The sequence below is a fragment of the Paenibacillus sp. J22P143 genome (genome assembly GCF_059692035.1).
Genome location: NZ_JCAUAQ010000014.1, coordinates 120,630 through 136,433 on the forward strand (window position 1 = coordinate 120,630; position 15,804 = coordinate 136,433).

General features: G+C 45.6%; 13 protein-coding genes, 16 tRNA genes and 1 rRNA gene. 2 read left to right on the top strand and 28 right to left on the bottom strand.

The window, feature by feature from the left end:
- Positions 1-17 precede the first annotated feature (17 nt).
- The 4 genes from mobA to AC58PQ_RS18965 all read right to left on the bottom strand — a co-directional run bounded on the left by mobA (position 18) and on the right by AC58PQ_RS18965 (position 3,272).
- The gene (gene mobA / locus AC58PQ_RS18950; RefSeq protein ID WP_497244215.1) at positions 18-632 is read right to left on the bottom strand and encodes a molybdenum cofactor guanylyltransferase; all 615 of its coding nucleotides are present in this window, start codon (positions 630-632) and stop codon (positions 18-20) included.
- Entirely contained in the window at positions 629-1,273 is a 645-nt protein-coding gene (locus AC58PQ_RS18955; RefSeq protein WP_497244217.1) for an MOSC domain-containing protein, read from the bottom strand. Before AC58PQ_RS18955 ends, mobA begins: the two co-directional genes overlap by 4 nt.
- A 97-nt stretch (positions 1,274-1,370) precedes the next feature.
- A complete protein-coding gene (locus AC58PQ_RS18960) occupies positions 1,371-2,822 on the bottom strand; it encodes a molybdopterin-dependent oxidoreductase (RefSeq protein ID WP_497244219.1) in 1,452 nt (483 codons plus the stop codon).
- Positions 2,823-2,888: 66 nt separating this feature from the next.
- Entirely contained in the window at positions 2,889-3,272 is a 384-nt protein-coding gene (locus tag AC58PQ_RS18965; protein WP_497244221.1) for a hypothetical protein, read from the bottom strand.
- A gap of 185 nt (positions 3,273-3,457) precedes the next feature.
- Here AC58PQ_RS18965 and AC58PQ_RS18970 point away from each other — a divergent pair, with 185 nt between their 5' ends.
- Complete coding sequence (locus tag AC58PQ_RS18970; protein ID WP_497244223.1) at positions 3,458-4,252, top strand: alpha/beta fold hydrolase; 795 nt, start codon at positions 3,458-3,460, stop codon at positions 4,250-4,252.
- Here AC58PQ_RS18970 and AC58PQ_RS18975 read toward each other — a convergent pair.
- Both AC58PQ_RS18975 and AC58PQ_RS18980 read right to left on the bottom strand, forming a co-directional pair.
- Complete coding sequence (locus tag AC58PQ_RS18975) at positions 4,242-5,456, bottom strand: ROK family protein (RefSeq protein WP_497244225.1); 1,215 nt, start codon at positions 5,454-5,456, stop codon at positions 4,242-4,244. The genes AC58PQ_RS18970 and AC58PQ_RS18975 overlap by 11 nt on opposite strands.
- Before the next feature lie 77 nt (positions 5,457-5,533).
- Positions 5,534-6,244, bottom strand: coding sequence for a class I SAM-dependent methyltransferase (locus AC58PQ_RS18980; RefSeq protein WP_497244249.1), 711 nt, complete (start codon positions 6,242-6,244; stop codon positions 5,534-5,536).
- A gap of 251 nt (positions 6,245-6,495) precedes the next feature.
- Between AC58PQ_RS18980 and AC58PQ_RS18985 the strand changes: the two genes are divergently transcribed.
- On the top strand, positions 6,496-6,606 hold the full coding sequence (locus AC58PQ_RS18985) for a YjcZ family sporulation protein (protein WP_497244227.1): 111 nt from the start codon (positions 6,496-6,498) through the stop codon (positions 6,604-6,606).
- 73 nt (positions 6,607-6,679) lie between these two features.
- Here the strand turns inward: AC58PQ_RS18985 and AC58PQ_RS18990 are convergent, their stop codons facing one another.
- From AC58PQ_RS18990 to AC58PQ_RS19095, 22 genes are all read right to left on the bottom strand, one after another.
- Positions 6,680-8,230 (bottom strand): ABC transporter substrate-binding protein, encoded by a 1,551-nt coding sequence (locus AC58PQ_RS18990; RefSeq protein WP_497244229.1) that lies wholly within the window; start codon positions 8,228-8,230, stop codon positions 6,680-6,682.
- Between the two features lie 73 nt (positions 8,231-8,303).
- Positions 8,304-9,248, bottom strand: coding sequence for a carbohydrate ABC transporter permease (locus AC58PQ_RS18995; RefSeq protein ID WP_497244231.1), 945 nt, complete (start codon positions 9,246-9,248; stop codon positions 8,304-8,306).
- 15 nt (positions 9,249-9,263) lie between these two features.
- Positions 9,264-10,247 (bottom strand): ABC transporter permease, encoded by a 984-nt coding sequence (locus AC58PQ_RS19000; protein ID WP_497244233.1) that lies wholly within the window; start codon positions 10,245-10,247, stop codon positions 9,264-9,266.
- 260 nt (positions 10,248-10,507) lie between these two features.
- Positions 10,508-12,109: a response regulator gene (locus tag AC58PQ_RS19005; protein WP_497244235.1), complete on the bottom strand. Its 1,602-nt coding sequence runs from the start codon at positions 12,107-12,109 to the stop codon at positions 10,508-10,510.
- Positions 12,102-13,865: a sensor histidine kinase gene (locus AC58PQ_RS19010; protein WP_497244251.1), complete on the bottom strand. Its 1,764-nt coding sequence runs from the start codon at positions 13,863-13,865 to the stop codon at positions 12,102-12,104. The genes AC58PQ_RS19005 and AC58PQ_RS19010 overlap by 8 nt, the downstream gene beginning before the upstream one ends.
- A gap of 216 nt (positions 13,866-14,081) precedes the next feature.
- Positions 14,082-14,160, bottom strand: a tRNA-Leu gene (locus AC58PQ_RS19015).
- Positions 14,161-14,178: 18 nt separating this feature from the next.
- Positions 14,179-14,267 (bottom strand) — tRNA-Leu (locus tag AC58PQ_RS19020).
- Between the two features lie 11 nt (positions 14,268-14,278).
- Positions 14,279-14,352 (bottom strand) — tRNA-Cys (locus AC58PQ_RS19025).
- Between the two features lie 10 nt (positions 14,353-14,362).
- Positions 14,363-14,437 (bottom strand) — tRNA-Gly (locus AC58PQ_RS19030).
- Positions 14,438-14,445: 8 nt separating this feature from the next.
- Positions 14,446-14,517, bottom strand: a tRNA-Gln gene (locus tag AC58PQ_RS19035).
- A gap of 22 nt (positions 14,518-14,539) precedes the next feature.
- Positions 14,540-14,612: transfer RNA gene (locus AC58PQ_RS19040), tRNA-His, on the bottom strand.
- A gap of 25 nt (positions 14,613-14,637) precedes the next feature.
- A tRNA-Trp gene (locus tag AC58PQ_RS19045) sits at positions 14,638-14,711 on the bottom strand.
- A gap of 14 nt (positions 14,712-14,725) precedes the next feature.
- Positions 14,726-14,807, bottom strand: a tRNA-Tyr gene (locus AC58PQ_RS19050).
- Positions 14,808-14,816: 9 nt separating this feature from the next.
- A tRNA-Thr gene (locus tag AC58PQ_RS19055) sits at positions 14,817-14,892 on the bottom strand.
- 16 nt (positions 14,893-14,908) lie between these two features.
- Positions 14,909-14,984: transfer RNA gene (locus tag AC58PQ_RS19060), tRNA-Phe, on the bottom strand.
- Between the two features lie 22 nt (positions 14,985-15,006).
- A tRNA-Asp gene (locus AC58PQ_RS19065) sits at positions 15,007-15,083 on the bottom strand.
- Between the two features lie 12 nt (positions 15,084-15,095).
- Positions 15,096-15,172 (bottom strand) — tRNA-Met (locus AC58PQ_RS19070).
- Between the two features lie 56 nt (positions 15,173-15,228).
- A tRNA-Val gene (locus AC58PQ_RS19075) sits at positions 15,229-15,301 on the bottom strand.
- A gap of 14 nt (positions 15,302-15,315) precedes the next feature.
- A tRNA-Glu gene (locus tag AC58PQ_RS19080) sits at positions 15,316-15,390 on the bottom strand.
- Positions 15,391-15,405: 15 nt separating this feature from the next.
- Positions 15,406-15,497: transfer RNA gene (locus AC58PQ_RS19085), tRNA-Ser, on the bottom strand.
- Between the two features lie 3 nt (positions 15,498-15,500).
- A tRNA-Asn gene (locus AC58PQ_RS19090) sits at positions 15,501-15,576 on the bottom strand.
- 116 nt (positions 15,577-15,692) lie between these two features.
- A 23S ribosomal RNA gene (locus AC58PQ_RS19095) occupies positions 15,693-15,804 on the bottom strand; the annotation flags it as partial.

Here is a 15,804-nt window from a genome sequence, read left to right on the forward strand (position 1 = left end):
TTATCTAAAAATACGAATCACAATGGTAGATTATCTAACATAACTTTATATTCTTCAGGTGTATTAATATTCGTGGCGAAATTCGTTCGGAGCCCACGTTGCACGAAAAAATCTAAACTGACTGCTTGCCAATCCAGATGATCTAGCAACCCCATCAAACGATAGTTTTGTTGTTGGATCAGCAGCTCAGCCTCGGGCCCAACACCTCTGGCATAGATCCCATGGAGCGGGTGCAAACGCCCTGCAAGCTCTGGGATCACCGCATCCACATTCGTGTCACGGCATATCTCCACCATCACCTTAGCTGCGTCTGCAGATATAAAAGGCATATCACAGCCGACAACCCATAAATGAGTGCCACTTGCAACGCTGGAGGCGGTATGAATACCGCTCAAAGGACCCTTCTGAGGATAGTGGTCGGTTATACAAATCACATCCATATCCATTACCCCCGCAAGCACAGGCTGCAAGGTTTCAAGCTGATTCGTCACAACGATAATTTGCTCACAAACGCGTGACATTTCTTTTAACTGTTTGACTAGGATGGCTTCCCCTTGCACAGGTAAGAGAGCCTTATGTCGCCCGCCCATGCGGCGATTCAATCCTCCAGCAAGAATGACGCCAGTGATCATACTTCGAGCTCAGCCAATCGTTTCCGAAACGATTGCTTCCAGCTTCCCGATAGCGCATCTACAGCGAGAACTCTTTTAACCGCTTCAATGTTGAACTTATCGTGATATTTAATCTGGTTGGCGAACGCAACCGTTACACCCGCTTCGTCTTTAGCAATGAGTCTAAGCTCAGAATCTGGTGCGATGAAGCCCTCTTTCAGCACACGAAAATAATATCCCGTATACCCCGTCTCCTGGACGCGGAGAGTGGCTTCTGGCCAATCCATCCGCTTTGCTAGCTTATGACAAGGCTGCCTGGGTTGTGAGACTTGGACAATAACGTCATCAATGGCATACGTATCACCAATACAAATCTCATGCTCCTGCAGACCGCGAATTGTAAGATTTTCACCAAATGTGGCAGCGTCCAATTTATGGCCTCTAAGATTTTCCCAGTACGCATAATGCTCCTCTGGATAGACACAGATGGCTTTATCAATACCGCCATGAACCGTCAGATCGGCCTGTCCATCCCCGTCTATCTGCACCTTCGAAACATACAAAGAGGAGCTGACCGGCGTCTTATAAATCCCCGTGGTCAGCTCTTTAGCATGATAGGTTATCGTTTGGGGTAACCCCACATTAATGGCAATAAGTTGCATGGCAAATGTCCCTCATCTCCGAACAGGATTCTTTGCCTTAACTATACCAAAATCCCTCTGAAAAGTCAGCGACCGCTTCATCCATACATGACATGTGCTATCCGTTTGATGTGCCGACCCATGCATCATTATCGTAGCCACGGACCTCCCAGTAGCCCATGTGCTCCTTCTCGATCAATTCAATGCCTTGCAGCCACTTCACCGATTTATAAGCATACATCTTGGGTACGATCAGTCGCACAGGTCCACCCAACTGCTGCGGAATCGGCTTACCGTCCATCAAGACAGCGACCATAATATCGTCCCCATTAGCCTGAGTTAAGGAGAGTGCATCCGTGTACACTTTATCTCCCGAATAAAATTTCACAAATTTAGCTGAGGCTTGAACGCCAGCCGCCGCCAATAGCTGTTTCAGCGGAATGCCTTCCCATGTACATTGGTACACCGACCATCCTGTAACACAATGGAAATCACTCACTTGAACAGTTCGTTTCATCTTCAGGAATTCTTCCCAGTTCCACGCATTTGGTTTATCCACGAGACCCGAGATGGCGAATTTCCACGTTTCCGACGAAAAAGCCGGAATTTCCGTCACCGTGTAGATACGGAAATTGCCTTTGGCCCCTCCGCCGAAGGCTGCGGCGGAGTCGGGCAATGGCTCTGGCGGCGGCAACATACGATTGCCGTCGTTCGCCACATATTCGGCGGTCAACGACCCGCCGGTATCGAATGCGCCTTTTATCCAGCGATAAAAGGCGGGGCCAACCGCGATCACGAGCACCAGTCCTGCGACCAGTCGCAGGAACGAGGCGCGTGTGATCGGCGACTCCTTCAGCGCGGCGATGACCGCCTGCGCTGCTGTGCGCCCTGTGGCGTCCTCTGTCGCCACAGGAGCCATATCCGCCGCTGCTGCGCTCGCGGCGGCGGCAGGGACCGCCTTCGCAGGTGCGGGCGGTCTGCCCGTCGCAGCGGCTTGCTCGAGCCGCTGTTGGCGCTTCAGCCATCGGCTGCGCGAGATGGCATGGTACACGGCATACGGCACTCCGACCCAGGTAAGCAGGTCATGCACGAGGAGTGCCGCGTTGTTCAAAGCCGGTGGCATGTGCCGGAACTGCCACAAGATCACGCCTGATGCGGCCCAGCCGATCAGGAGCGCCAGAACAAACACCAAATTCGCGCGTTGGTTACGCCGCGCGCGAATTTGGCGCCAATGCTTGCGAATCATGGGCGCATACAACATCATGAGCAAAACAGAGGCGACACCTAAATAAATGTGAAGCTGCTTCAGCGTAACACGAAATGCTCCAAGTTCTCCTCGGATCGCGCCGATACTGAGTACGATCCCCGTAACTGACAGAAGCAATAAAATCCAAGCATTCCAGCTATGTAGAGCATTTAATCGCTTTCCAAATGACTGCTTCAGCCAGCCTCGTTTTGACTCCACCCTCGCCACATCCTTCACGAAATACGTTCCATATCGATATATATACCTATAATAACGTAATAACCTTAAAATAGGTTTAACAATGGATAAATTTATCTCCTCCACACAAAAAAGAAAAAGGTCAAATCACGTCGAAACGGATTTAACCTTCAATCGTTGATATATTTGAAATTAACCGCCAATTCGAATCTTACGGTATGTATCGATAAACGACAGAACATCGACCCGTTTCCCCCTCTTTTTAGCTACGCGAGCCATTTTCACAAGGGTTGTCCAGAACTCATCTAGAACAGGCGATTCAAATTCATTTTCTTTCGATTCTTGTGTTAGCTTATGTCTGTTTTTGTAGGAAGTGCCTTCATCCGAAATCAGGTATTGAATTTGACTTTTTTTCCATTGCTCCCCCGATACATAGCTGGCTCCCATTTCACGCATTTTTTTGCGAACGGATGTAACAGGACGTGATAATTCTCTAGCAATGACAACTGGCGGACACTCCGAGGAAAGGCGAATTAGTTTGTCCAGTTCTTGGGTGGACCATGGTTTTTTAGTCATCTCAATAAACCCCATTTCAACAATATGAATGTTTCGTTTTGCCTGTTCTTGGTGAAGCACAATAGGTATAATCAGAGAATAGCAATGAAATGTTAAGTAAGTATGAGTTAACCATAATGAAAGTATGAAGACATAACTTTTTCGCTATTTTTTTAAAAAAAGATGATCTTGGAGGCTGAAATTTGATGAAAAAACACATTAACGGCACCGAACTGTTCGTTCAAGATCAAGGTGAAGGAGCCCCAGTTATCCTACTTCATGGCTTTCCATTGGATCATCGCATGTGGCAAGCTCAAGTCGAGGCGTTATCAGCTCACTACCGCGTGCTTACTCCTGACTTCAGGGGGATGGGGCAATCTGATTTACCGATCACCCCCATGTCCCTTCAGCAATATGCCCAGGATATTCTCGCCATCATGGATGGATTAGGTATAGAAAAAGCCACCCTCGGAGGCTTCTCCATGGGTGGCTATGTAGCGTTTGATCTACTGCGTCTAGCGCCAGAACGCTTTTCAGCGCTGATTCTTGCCAATACACGCCCCGAGCCAGATGGACAAGAAGGACGGAAAAATCGAATGAACATGGCTGTCTCTCTGTATGACAAAGGAGCCGCGGCAGCCCGAGATGCCATGCTGCCTAAACTTATAACGCCAGCCACCCTGCAAGAGCAGCCTCAGCTCATCGATAACCTCAAGCTGATTATGGACAGTATGCCAGCCGAAGGACTTGTTCATGCCAGCATCGCGATGGCGTTCCGTGAAGACTCGGTACCGTTACTGAGCTCCATCACAGTACCAACACTCGTTATTGCTGGTGAACAGGATGCGATTGCACCACCGGATGTCATGAAGTCCATGGCTGATCAAATCGAAGGTGCTAGCTTTCACATAATCCCTGCTGCTTCTCACCTTACCCCCATGGAGAAACCTGAAGCCTTCAATACGTTGCTTCTTGATTTTCTTCAGGGAGCTACGGCTTAACGAGCTGATCCATGACCATCACAGCCGCTCCAATGGCAAGTGCTTCATCACCCAGCTGACCTTTGCTGAAAATAACCTGATAGGCGGGGTAATAATACGTTTTGCGGATCGCAACCTGCGTTGCTGTTTGGAAGAACAACTCCCCGCCTGTAATCAATGGCCCCCCGATAATTACTTTCTCCGGGTGCAAAATATTTAATAAATTCGCCAGGCCGATACCGAAATAGGTTGCAGCCTCCGTCACGATCTCCACGGCTAGGGGATCATTTTTTTTGAGCGCCTCCATGATATGCATGTAAGTAACCTGCTCTGGATCCTCGATCATATGTACCAGCACTGTGGATCTACCTTGCTTTAAGGCTGATTTCGCCGCCTTTTCTATCGCATAAAGCGAAGCGTAGGATTCCAATGCGCCATAATTACCAGATGGGTTGCGATGGGAAACGCCATCCGTTTGAATAATCATTTGACCCACAGAGCCTTCCATATCTACAGCCCCATAGATGACCTTGCCTTCAGATACCATAGATGAACGCAAGCCCACTCCTGCATGAATATAAAGCAGATGCTTAAAGCTTCGTGTCCGTTGGTGCCAGGATTCCGCCAAAATCGCTGTGTTTGCCCCATTATCAAGTAGTGCAGGAATACGCAACGCTTCGCTCAGCTGCCTACAGATCTCCACATACCTCCATCCATTCGCAGGGAAGTAGGAGGGCTCCAGAATAACGCCTGACAATCGATCAACAGGCCCTACTGCACCAATCCCAATGCCCAACACCTGCGAAGCTTGTATGGCATTTTGAGCTAACATTCGCTGTGCTTCCTGGACGATAAGGGGAATCAACACTTCTGGCGTCATGACTTCAGTCATAGCCCAACTTTTTGTTTCCAGTTTATTCATTCCTAGATCAACAAGCACCAGCTTGGACAATGTTCTGGAAATTTCCACGCCAAATATATAAGCATAGGCCGGATTCTTCTCATACAAAATCGGCCTACGCCCGCCCGTAGATGCACCAAAGCCAGATTCCAAGATGAGTCCCTGACTCGTTAACTCCTCCAAAAGTCGTGTCAACGTCGAGACCGTCATGCCGCTTTGATCTAATAAATCTATTTTCGAAACCGTCGTTTGACGCGTAATCAGCTCGTAAACTTCCTTCGCTTTACGGTTCGAAATTCGTTCTGATATAACCTCTACGTTCAAAAGAAGCAGCCCCCAATGATAATCTTTCTCATATGATTCGCCATTAAGGAAGCAATATCCTGCTTCTTACTGTTTCCTTACTCCTTGGAGCCAATCATCAGCGTATAGCCCATATAAGGATGATATTTGCTAACTAGCTCATCATAACGAGCCGTGATTTGCCATACGCGCGGATCCATAAACGATTGTCGATCAGATAGATGAACAGGATCTGGATGCTGAACCTGATCTTCGAACATCGTCAGTGGAAAAGGATGTATGCCTGTCGAGGTGACGGTACTGAACTTGTTACTCTCTAAAAGCTCTTGCCATTCCTCTAGCTTATAGATCTTACTCACGCCATAGAAACTACAAAGTGCTCTGTGGATGCCTGCTGTCATCTCTTTCACTTTAATCACTTCTCGATCATAAAGCTTTCCTTCCGGTTTTAATACCCGATAGTACTCGGATACGGCTTTCTGTGCATCTGCGAAGTTCGTGACCGATTCCACCATCACGACATCAAAAGTATGAGCTTCGAAAGGTAGTTGACATACATCCCCGATCAGAAAATTCACGTGAACCCCTTGCTTCTCTGCTCGAATTTTGGCTTTGTTGATCATCTCTGGACGAATATCAATGGCTGTGACATCACAACCTTGCTCTGCCAAATAACAGGCTGTTCTACCGGTTCCACAGCCAACCTCCAGCACCCGCTTCCCTTTTTCTATCGGATAATTCTTCAATTGCTCAATCGTCTCTCCAAATCCTCCGGGATGTGCGTTTCCAATCCCGAGCTTCGCTAACATATCCAAGTAATCGATAGCCCCTACACCTCCGCAATGGCATTACGTTCTTTTTCTACCATATGGAAGGCTCAAGCCACTTGTTCAACTTCTCACTCCTTTTTTCCCAAAAACAGGCTCCTGCCTAAAGTGGTTATCGCCCCCATAGATTTATGGCTAAACACCCAATCAAATCATGACATCTCTCCATACGATAGTATTGTCTCTCATTCGCTTCTGCGGAAGAGCATTCCTAGAGATGGGAGGTGACATAAATGGGTGTTGCTGTAGGTACTGGTGCAGGTTATGGTCATGGTACGTCCGCTGCTGTTGTTCTTGTTCTGTTCATTTTGCTCGTTATCGTAACAATGACTTTCGTTTGGTAATTAGTCCTACAAGGTAGGAACAATAATAAGGAGCCAAGGCTCATTGAGCCTGGCTCCTTATACATAGAACAACTTATTTCTTCGAAGCAGCTAAGAATGCATCCAATTGCTTTTGCTTTTCAGCAATAATTTTATCAATGCCAGCTGCTTTCATTTTATCTTGGTATTTCGGCAAGGAAGCATCCGTATCCACAGAACCTGTATCCATTGCTGCATCGAATTCTTTGCCTACGTTGACCGCAGCAGCCACTTGTGTTTTAACAGGCTCTGAGTCGAACGTAAAGCCAAGACCAGGTGATTTCTTACCTGTTTTATTGAATTCTTTGAATTTATCCCATTTTTGTGGATCTTCATTATCATACAAGTAGTTCAAGAATTGGTTACCGAACTGCCATGCAGCACCCGGTGCATAATTTTTACCAGCATCTGTGGCTTTAATGATGTTGTCAGACACTTTCGTGTAGTGCGTACCTTCGATACCGAAGTTGATCAAATTGTTCAATTGTTTATCCGTGTGCAAAAGGTTAATAACCATCATCGTGCGAGCTGGATCCTTGGAAGTTACCGAAATCCCCAACATGGAACCCGCCGTGTCGCCTGTGGAAATCGTACGTGGTGTCAGCTCGATTTGGCCAAGCTTACCTACCAAGTTCGTCGCATTCGCTAATTCACTGTCTTTACCAGGTTTCAAAGAGGACGTAATCATGAAGACATTGCCGGATTTCAAAGCATCTTGACCCGACAATTGCGTCGTAGCCGCATCTTTATTGACATACCCTTTTTGCATAAAATCACGTGTTAATTTCAAAATTTCTTTATAACGCGGTTGATCCCATTTCGGAATCACTTTCGTATCTGTGCCATCTTTCATAATAACACCTGGAATTGTACTGTCTCCTAGGTAGTCATATTGTGCCAAATAGTGGGCATTCAGGTTATCCCCATCGCGAAGGAAAAATGCTGTCATTTCTGGTTTTTTCTCTTTGACTGTTTTCAGTACATTACCTAGGTCGGCCATCGTTTTAACAGCTGACATATCAATGCCAAGCTCTTTTGCAATATCCGAACGATACACAATTCCACCGGAAGCTGCGAGCTCTTTATTCGTTGGTACACCATAGTTTTTGCCATTGATTTTAGCGCCTTGCAGGAAAGCAGGATCTATGGAATCTGTAATTCCCTTCCCGTATTGCCCAATCAGATCATTGAGCGGCATCAATGCACCCTTACCTACGTTGACAGCATGACCATTCCATTGTGCTGTGAACAAGATATCAAACTCTTCACGGGAAGCGATCATTAGATTCGTTTTATTATCCCATTGACCCCAGTCGATTGGCATCAATTTGATCGTTGCATTAATTTTTTCCTTCAAAACCTTGTTCATCGCTTCTTCTACTTTAGCTTGATCCGGTTGTGGTGTTCCAGGGTACACTAGCTTCACTTCATAAGGCTTCAGATCGGATGTTGCTGCTTTGGTCGCAGCAGGTGCTGTACTTGATGCTGGTGCTGGTGTAGCGCTTGCTGTTGTCTCTGTCGTGCTTTTAGAACAGCCCGCCAAGGTGAGTGATAACGAAAACGTCAGTGTTAGAAGTGTAAGAGTGCTTTTTTTCAAAGCTTTCATGGATGGATTGCCTCCCTTTTCTCGATTCTTCCTATATGCTAAACCAGTCTACACTGGCACAAGCCGTATTCAACTATCCTTTAATTGCACCAACCGTCAAGCCTTTCTTAAAATACTTCTGGAAGAATGGATACGCGAACACGATCGGACCAATTCCGAGTACAGCCATCGCCATACGCACCGTTTCCGTTGGTAGTTGGAGCATTCCTCCTGCTTGCGATAGACCTTGACTTGCCTGCACATTCGAGGTTAGAAACTGAATATCCAACATCGTTTTGTACATCATGAACTGTAGATTGATATTTTTACTTCCTGAAATGAACACCAGACTGAGGAACCAGTCATTCCAATAGTTCAGTACCTGAAATAATCCAACCGAAGCCAGTACAGGTAAGGAAAGCGGAATAATAATTTGGCTGAAAATCCGAACCTCCCCAGCACCATCAATCTTCGCTGCTTCTATGAGAGGCATCGGGATCGAATTGGCAAAGAATGTCCGCAGCAGCAGTACAAAGAAAGCGGATACGAGTAAGGGCAGCATAAGTGCTGCAATCGTATTTTTCAAGTCCAGCATCTGCGTATAGACGAGATACCAAGGAACGAGTCCCCCATTGAACAGCATGGTGAAAAACATGAAGAACGAGAAGAAGCTTTTATGTGGAAAATCACTTCGCGAGATGGGATACGCATACAGCGACATCATCACTAAACTAATCGCTGTTCCCACCGTTGCTAAGAAGACTGAAATCCCGAAGGAGCGTAAAATTTGATGCCAATCCTTAAACATGAATTTATACGCTTCCAAGCTCCATGCTTCAGGGATGAAATTGTAACCATGGATCAGAACACCCTTTTCATCTGACAAGGAAACAATAATAACTAAAACCAGTGGCATAATACAAGCTGCGGTATACATCCAGAAGAACACGTTAACCAACAAATTCGCTGTAGGTGATAATTCGTTAGGCCCTCGTTTCCTGGCTATCCGTTGTTTACGTACCGAAATTGCTTCACTCACGACAGCCACTCCTTCTTAGAATAGTGCATTTTCTTTGCTCACTTTTCTTACAAATAAGTTCGTAACTAGGACAAGTAGGAAGCCTACTACTGCTTGATACAAGCCTGCTGCTGACGACATTCCGATATCCCCCATTGTTAGGAAAGTTTGATACACATAGGTATCAATTACTTGTGTGGTAGGGAATAACGCGCCTGCATTTTTGGTTACTTGGAAGAATAAGCCGAAGTCCGCATAGAAAATTCTACCTACTTGAAGCAGTGTCATCGTAATCATGACGGGCATGATGAGGGGAATCGTAATCCGCTTCACTTGCTCCCATTTGTTCGCCCCATCAATTAAAGCTGCTTCGTAATACTCATGATCGATCCCAATAATGGCTGCCATATAGATAACCGTATAGTATCCAAGGTTTTTCCAGGTATTCACGATAGGCAAAATAACTGTCCAATATTTCGACTCTGTATACCAGTCAATCGGCTCAATACCTAGCTTTGGTAAAAGTACTGTATTCACAAAGCCGTGCTCTGCTCCCAAGAAGGCGTATACCAGATAAGCTACACACACCATAGACAGAAAGAATGGTAGAAACATCGTACTTTGATGAAATTTAGATAGGAATTTACTCCGCATCTCATTAAACATAATAGCCATTGCAACCGCGATCACCAAATTCAATACGATAAATACCAGATTATAAGAGATCGTATTCCGAGTAATGACCCACGCAACCTCACTCGAGAATAAATACTTGAAGTTATCGAACCCAACCCACGGACTTGCCAAAATCCCTTTCGTGTAGTTCACATTCTTAAAAGCAATCAGAACGCCTGCCATGGGAATGTAGTTGTTAATGATCAGCAGCAGGGCTGCTGGAGCCATCATTACATAGAAAATCCAATATTTGCGAACCGTCCATAGAAAGGTTGATTTAACTCGGGTTCGTTTTGTTGTACGTATAGGGGCTGCCTTCGCTGCCGTATTTGGCGTATCGTTCATCTTCTATTGTGCTCCCCTTTCCATTGAATCCGCTTGCATCCTCTCTGCTATAGGTTCATTGTAAAGCGTTTAGAATTAATTCTCTATCTTCCGCGTGACCGAATCAGCACTTCTGTGACATTCGATGGTGATAAAGATAAGCGAATGAAATGGCGTCTTGTATCATCCTAAAGCCACGCAAAAAAGCTGCCCCTTAACGGGCAGCATCTTATCTGTTACATTGAATCCCCTGACTCCACCTCAGCTTCCTTCAAACCCCTTCAACCCTGAATGTTTTTCCGATACTCTTGCGGGGAAAGACCCGAATACTTTTTGAACATCTTCGCGAAAAATGAAAAATGCGAATAGCCCGTTTGCTCCGCCACATAGCTGATTTTATCGTTTGTTTCTGCTAACAGCTTCTTCGCTTTTTCCATACGAACCTTTAGACTGTATTCCGATATTGAAAGTCCAGTTTCTTTCTTAAATAAGCGTGATAAATACGCTGGATTGAGATACACTGAGGCTGCTAACTCCTCTCTGGTGAGCTCCTCATGCATATGCTCGTCAATGTACTGGCATACCTTGGTTGTAACCGCTGAGATGCCTTTCAGATGGCTATTCATATAATCACAGCTGACCGTCGCAATACGTATCGACCAGTTCCTCAGCTGATTGAGCGAGCGCGTCGCACTGACATAATCCTGTAGTTCTTGATGAGGAAGCATGTCATGAACGGCTAATCCTTTTTTGTGCAAAACATGATACACCACATGCAGCAGTCCATAGTAGAACGCCTCTACAGTTTCAGAACCCACGTCAGCCTTCTGCAGTCCATCAATATTTTCATTAATGCGTGAAACCAGCTCCGCTTTCTTCCCAGCCTCAAGCAGCACCATCCAGTCTGAAAAGGTTGGCGCTTGTGGCTTGTTCATGGTGGGCTGATCTGTCTCATGGTCCATTAGAACACAGTTGCTTTTCGTCACATTATTTCGTTCACTTTGAAAAAGTTCCCCTACCTTCGCAGTTAACTTGAGCAGAGGTGTCACTACACCCATATAGCAGGACAAGCTGCATTGGAAATAACGATGACAAGCACTAATGTAAGCCTCACACTTCGCTTTTATTTCAGAAAGAGATGGTTTACTTCCATCTGCAACATATAACAGAACCAAAGATGAACCGTTCTCTTGAATCACACAGCCAGCCTGATCCACAATTATTATTTCTGCAGCAGCTTTCCGAATCGCATACTCCATGATCTCTTCATCTCTAGCGTTCAACTCTTCCTTCCAGTGCTCCACACTAATCAGGATAGGTAAAACTGTGCTCTTCATGTCTAGTGGGATTTCATACATCTGAAAATTGCGAGCCAACCGCTCCTCACTTGCAGGTATTTTCCCGCTCAGCAGCTCCTGCCAGAACTTCTCCACCAACGTCGGAAGCTCATTGACCCAATGACTGTAATACATCTTATAGGTTTCATGAAAATCTAACTGCTCCTGATCTTCTTTAATCTTCTCAATGGCTAGCTTTACGATGTCTTGCAAACGATCGTGATCCACTGGCTTCAACACATAGTCAAAACTGCCTAAACGAACAGCCTGCTGGGCATATTCGAAGTTCGCATGACCTGTCAGAAAAATCGTCTCCGTTTGCGGTGAATTCGTGCGCACCCACTCCTGGAGCTGCAAGCCATTGCTACCCGGCATTTCGATATCCGAAATTATGATGTCGATTCGATTCTGTGATAGAATCTGCTTCGCTTCAGCCACATCCAACGCTTCAAAAATGTGACCAATCGGGAGCGACTCCCAATCGATCCCCACTGTAATTCCCTTTACCGCAATCTTCTCGTCATCTACGACCAACAAGTTATACATCCTTATCCGTCCCTTCCACAATGGAGGTATGAAGCGGCAGCCTGATTTGAACCAAGGCCCCTCTCACCGGCTTATTCAGAAATCTCAGCGCAACTTTATTTCCATAATTCATTTGCAACCGATGCCGTACATTCCAAATCCCGAGATGCTCATCTCCCGATTGATCCAAATACTGAGCTGAATTCAATTGCTGCAGCATTTCCAGTTGAAAGCCCTCACCATTATCGCCAATGGAAAGAAGAAAGAACGCCTCAGGTGCTTCTGGATCTTGCTCAGCCTTCACTTGAATCTCATACGTGCCGTATTGCTTCGTAAACCCATGGATCACCGCATTCTCTACAAAAGGCTGTACAATGAGCGGAGGAATCGTATATTGGCTGTACTTCTCTGGTAATTGGATATCAAAAGTTAAATGATCCGGATATCGCATGACCTGAATCTCCAAATAATTGCGAATATGATCGATTTCATCCTTGAGCGTCATCGTCGTCCGATTCGTTCGCATAATAAAGCGGAAATAATCCGCCAGATGCAAGGACATCTTCTGAACTGATTTCGTATCCTTTAACGCGGCAAGGTTGTAAATAATATTTAAACTGTTCATATAGAAATGAGGGTTAATCTGAACCTGCAAGTGCTTAAACTCCGCTTGCTGAACGCGAATCTTCTCCTCATACACCGAAATCTTCAAATTCTCAATCTGATCCACCATGTTATTAAAAGTAGCTATTAGAAACGCAAATTCCGTTGAGCTGCCTTCATGCAACCGAATCGACAGTTCCCCTTGGGCAATCTTCCTCATCCCTCGGATTAATTGCATCAATGGCTTGAATAGGATGCGCTGGACATACAACAAATAAATCCCTAGCACAAAAGCTCCGCCTAATGGCAAAAAGTAAATTAACAGCTGCAAATAAGGTAAATTCTGCAATATATTTTTCTCCGCAATAATGAGCTCGAATTCCAAATCAGCATGCGAAGAAGCTTCACGAACAATCAGAAACTGCTGATTCAGTTCCTTGTCTTTGACTATTTGTAAGCCGGAGTTTTGGGGGACAATTTGATCGCTAATGTGCTTATACCTTTGTAAGGGGAAATAGGTGTTTGTTAACGTAGTCCCCTCTGGAGATACCACGATAGTGCCTCCACCTTCTCCTGTGTCCCACTTGCTAAGTGGCTCAACCATACTGCTCATTTTAATAAGAATACCGCCCGACAGCCCCGCGCCTAAATCCTTATTAATTTTAATCAAATAATGATCACCATTCGATGCCTTCATAATGAGCCAATTTCCATTCGGACTATCATTCGGACGTGTCTTCGAATTCTCAACAATGTATTGTTTCACTGTCTGAACGCGATCATAATAATATGTATTTTCCCTCGTAGAGACTAATAGATCTCCTGTCGTATTCGAAAAAACAAAAAAGGTATTGACCAAATTGTATATATCCAACTGTCTGGTTAACTTATTGAACAAGCGTTGCTTCGCTAGGACATAATCATCCGATTCCAATGGATACAAGTTCATATTGATCACATCCGGATCACTGTAGAGATGGAACAAATAATTATCGAATTCTTTGAGTGTATTATCCGTATCCTCCACATATTGCTGTAGAAGTTTATTATAGTTTTGAGAAATTTGATCCCTCACCACATTCATGGAATACACATTATTAAATATCAGAAATAAGACCAAGGGAGCAACTACTAACACAAACCCTATAAAAATCTTAAATCTTACCGAATTCACAATATTCAAAAGCGTTCCCCGCCTCATTTATCATTTTGGGTATGAACTTCCATTGTTAAGTATCCCCTACATATTTTACTATCTGTAAACTGCATATACATAGCATTATAAATACTATGTTTGCTGTAGCAAGGAGTTGACCCTTATCCTCTTCAGAAATGAACAGAAAAAAAGCCCATGAAATCAAAAGATTTCATAGGCTTTCTTTGTTCGTTATACCGGCAAGAGGACTCGAACCTCCACCCTTTCGGACTCGATTTTGAGTCGAGCGCGTCTGCCATTCCGCCATGCCGGCATAAACTTGTAAAGATAATGGTGCCGAAGACCAGACTTGAACTGGTACGGTAGTCACCTACCGCAGGATTTTAAGTCCTGTGCGTCTGCCGATTCCGCCACTCCGGCTAATAAGATTGTGGAGGCGCCACCCAGATTCGAACTGGGGGTAAAGCTTTTGCAGAGCTCTGCCTTACCACTTGGCTATGGCGCCTTAGTAATAATGGAGCGGAAGACGGGGATCGAACCCGCGACCCTCGCCTTGGCAAGGCGATGCTCTACCGCTGAGCCACTTCCGCATATAAAACTGGGGATCAAGGATTTGAACCTTGGCATGACGGAGTCAAAGTCCGTTGCCTTACCGCTTGGCTAATCCCCATTATGTTGCTTTGGTAATAATGGGCGGACGACGGGACTTGAACCCGCGAATGCCGGATCCACAAACCGGTGCGTTAACCCCTTCGCCACGACCGCCACAATATTAAGTTTCTTGCATGTTTGGCAGGGGCAGCAGGAATTGAACCCACACCAAAGGTTTTGGAGACCTTTGTTCTACCCTTAAACTATGCCCCTACAAAAATGGAAAATGGAGGCTGATGGATTCGAACCACCGAACTCGAAGAGAGCAGATTTACAGTCTGCCGTGTTTAGCCACTTCACTAAGCCTCCACAAAGCAATGGTGCCGTCGAGAGGACTTGAACCCCCAACCTACTGATTACAAGTCAGTTGCTCTACCAGTTGAGCTACAACGGCTTATTTAATTAAGAAATGGTGGCTTTGGACGGAATCGAACCGCCGACACGAGGATTTTCAGTCCTCTGCTCTACCGACTGAGCTACAAAGCCTAACTAGTTGTTGTAATAATAATGGCGGAGCTGACGGGATTCGAACCCGCGGTCTCCTGCGTGACAGGCAGGCATGTTAGGCCACTACACCACAGCTCCACATGTATTATTTGGTTGCGGGGGCAGGATTTGAACCTGCGGCCTTCGGGTTATGAGCCCGACGAGCTACCGGGCTGCTCCACCCCGCGTCATTAAGTATAAATCACGTTTCCTATTAAATCAAGTCTTGCATTAGGAAAAATGATGGAGGCTGACGGGATCGAACCGCCGACCCTCTGCTTGTAAGGCAGATGCTCTCCCAGCTGAGCTAAGCCTCCATGGGATTTGAAAATGGTGACCCGTAGGGGACTCGAACCCCTGTTACCTCCGTGAAAGGGAGGTGTCTTAACCACTTGACCAACGGGCCTTACTAGAAAGATTGTGGCGGAGAGAGAGGGATTCGAACCCTCGAGACGCTTGTGACGCCTACACGATTTCCAATCGTGCTCCTTCGGCCAGCTCGGACACCTCTCCGTATGGCTCCCCGAACAGGACTCGAACCTGTGACAACTCGATTAACAGTCGAGTGCTCTACCAACTGAGCTATCAGGGAATAGAAACAATGGATCTATCAAGGATTTATTCCTTGAAAACTAGATACGAAACTCACGTAAAGTTAGATTACTTAGATATCTGAGAGACTTTGACTTACGTCAAAGATCCCTATATATGGTTAAGCCCTCGACCGATTAGTATTCGTCAGCTGCATACGTTACCGCACTTCCACCTCGAACCTATCAACCTCGTCGTCTACAAGGGGTCTTACATACTGGGAAATCTC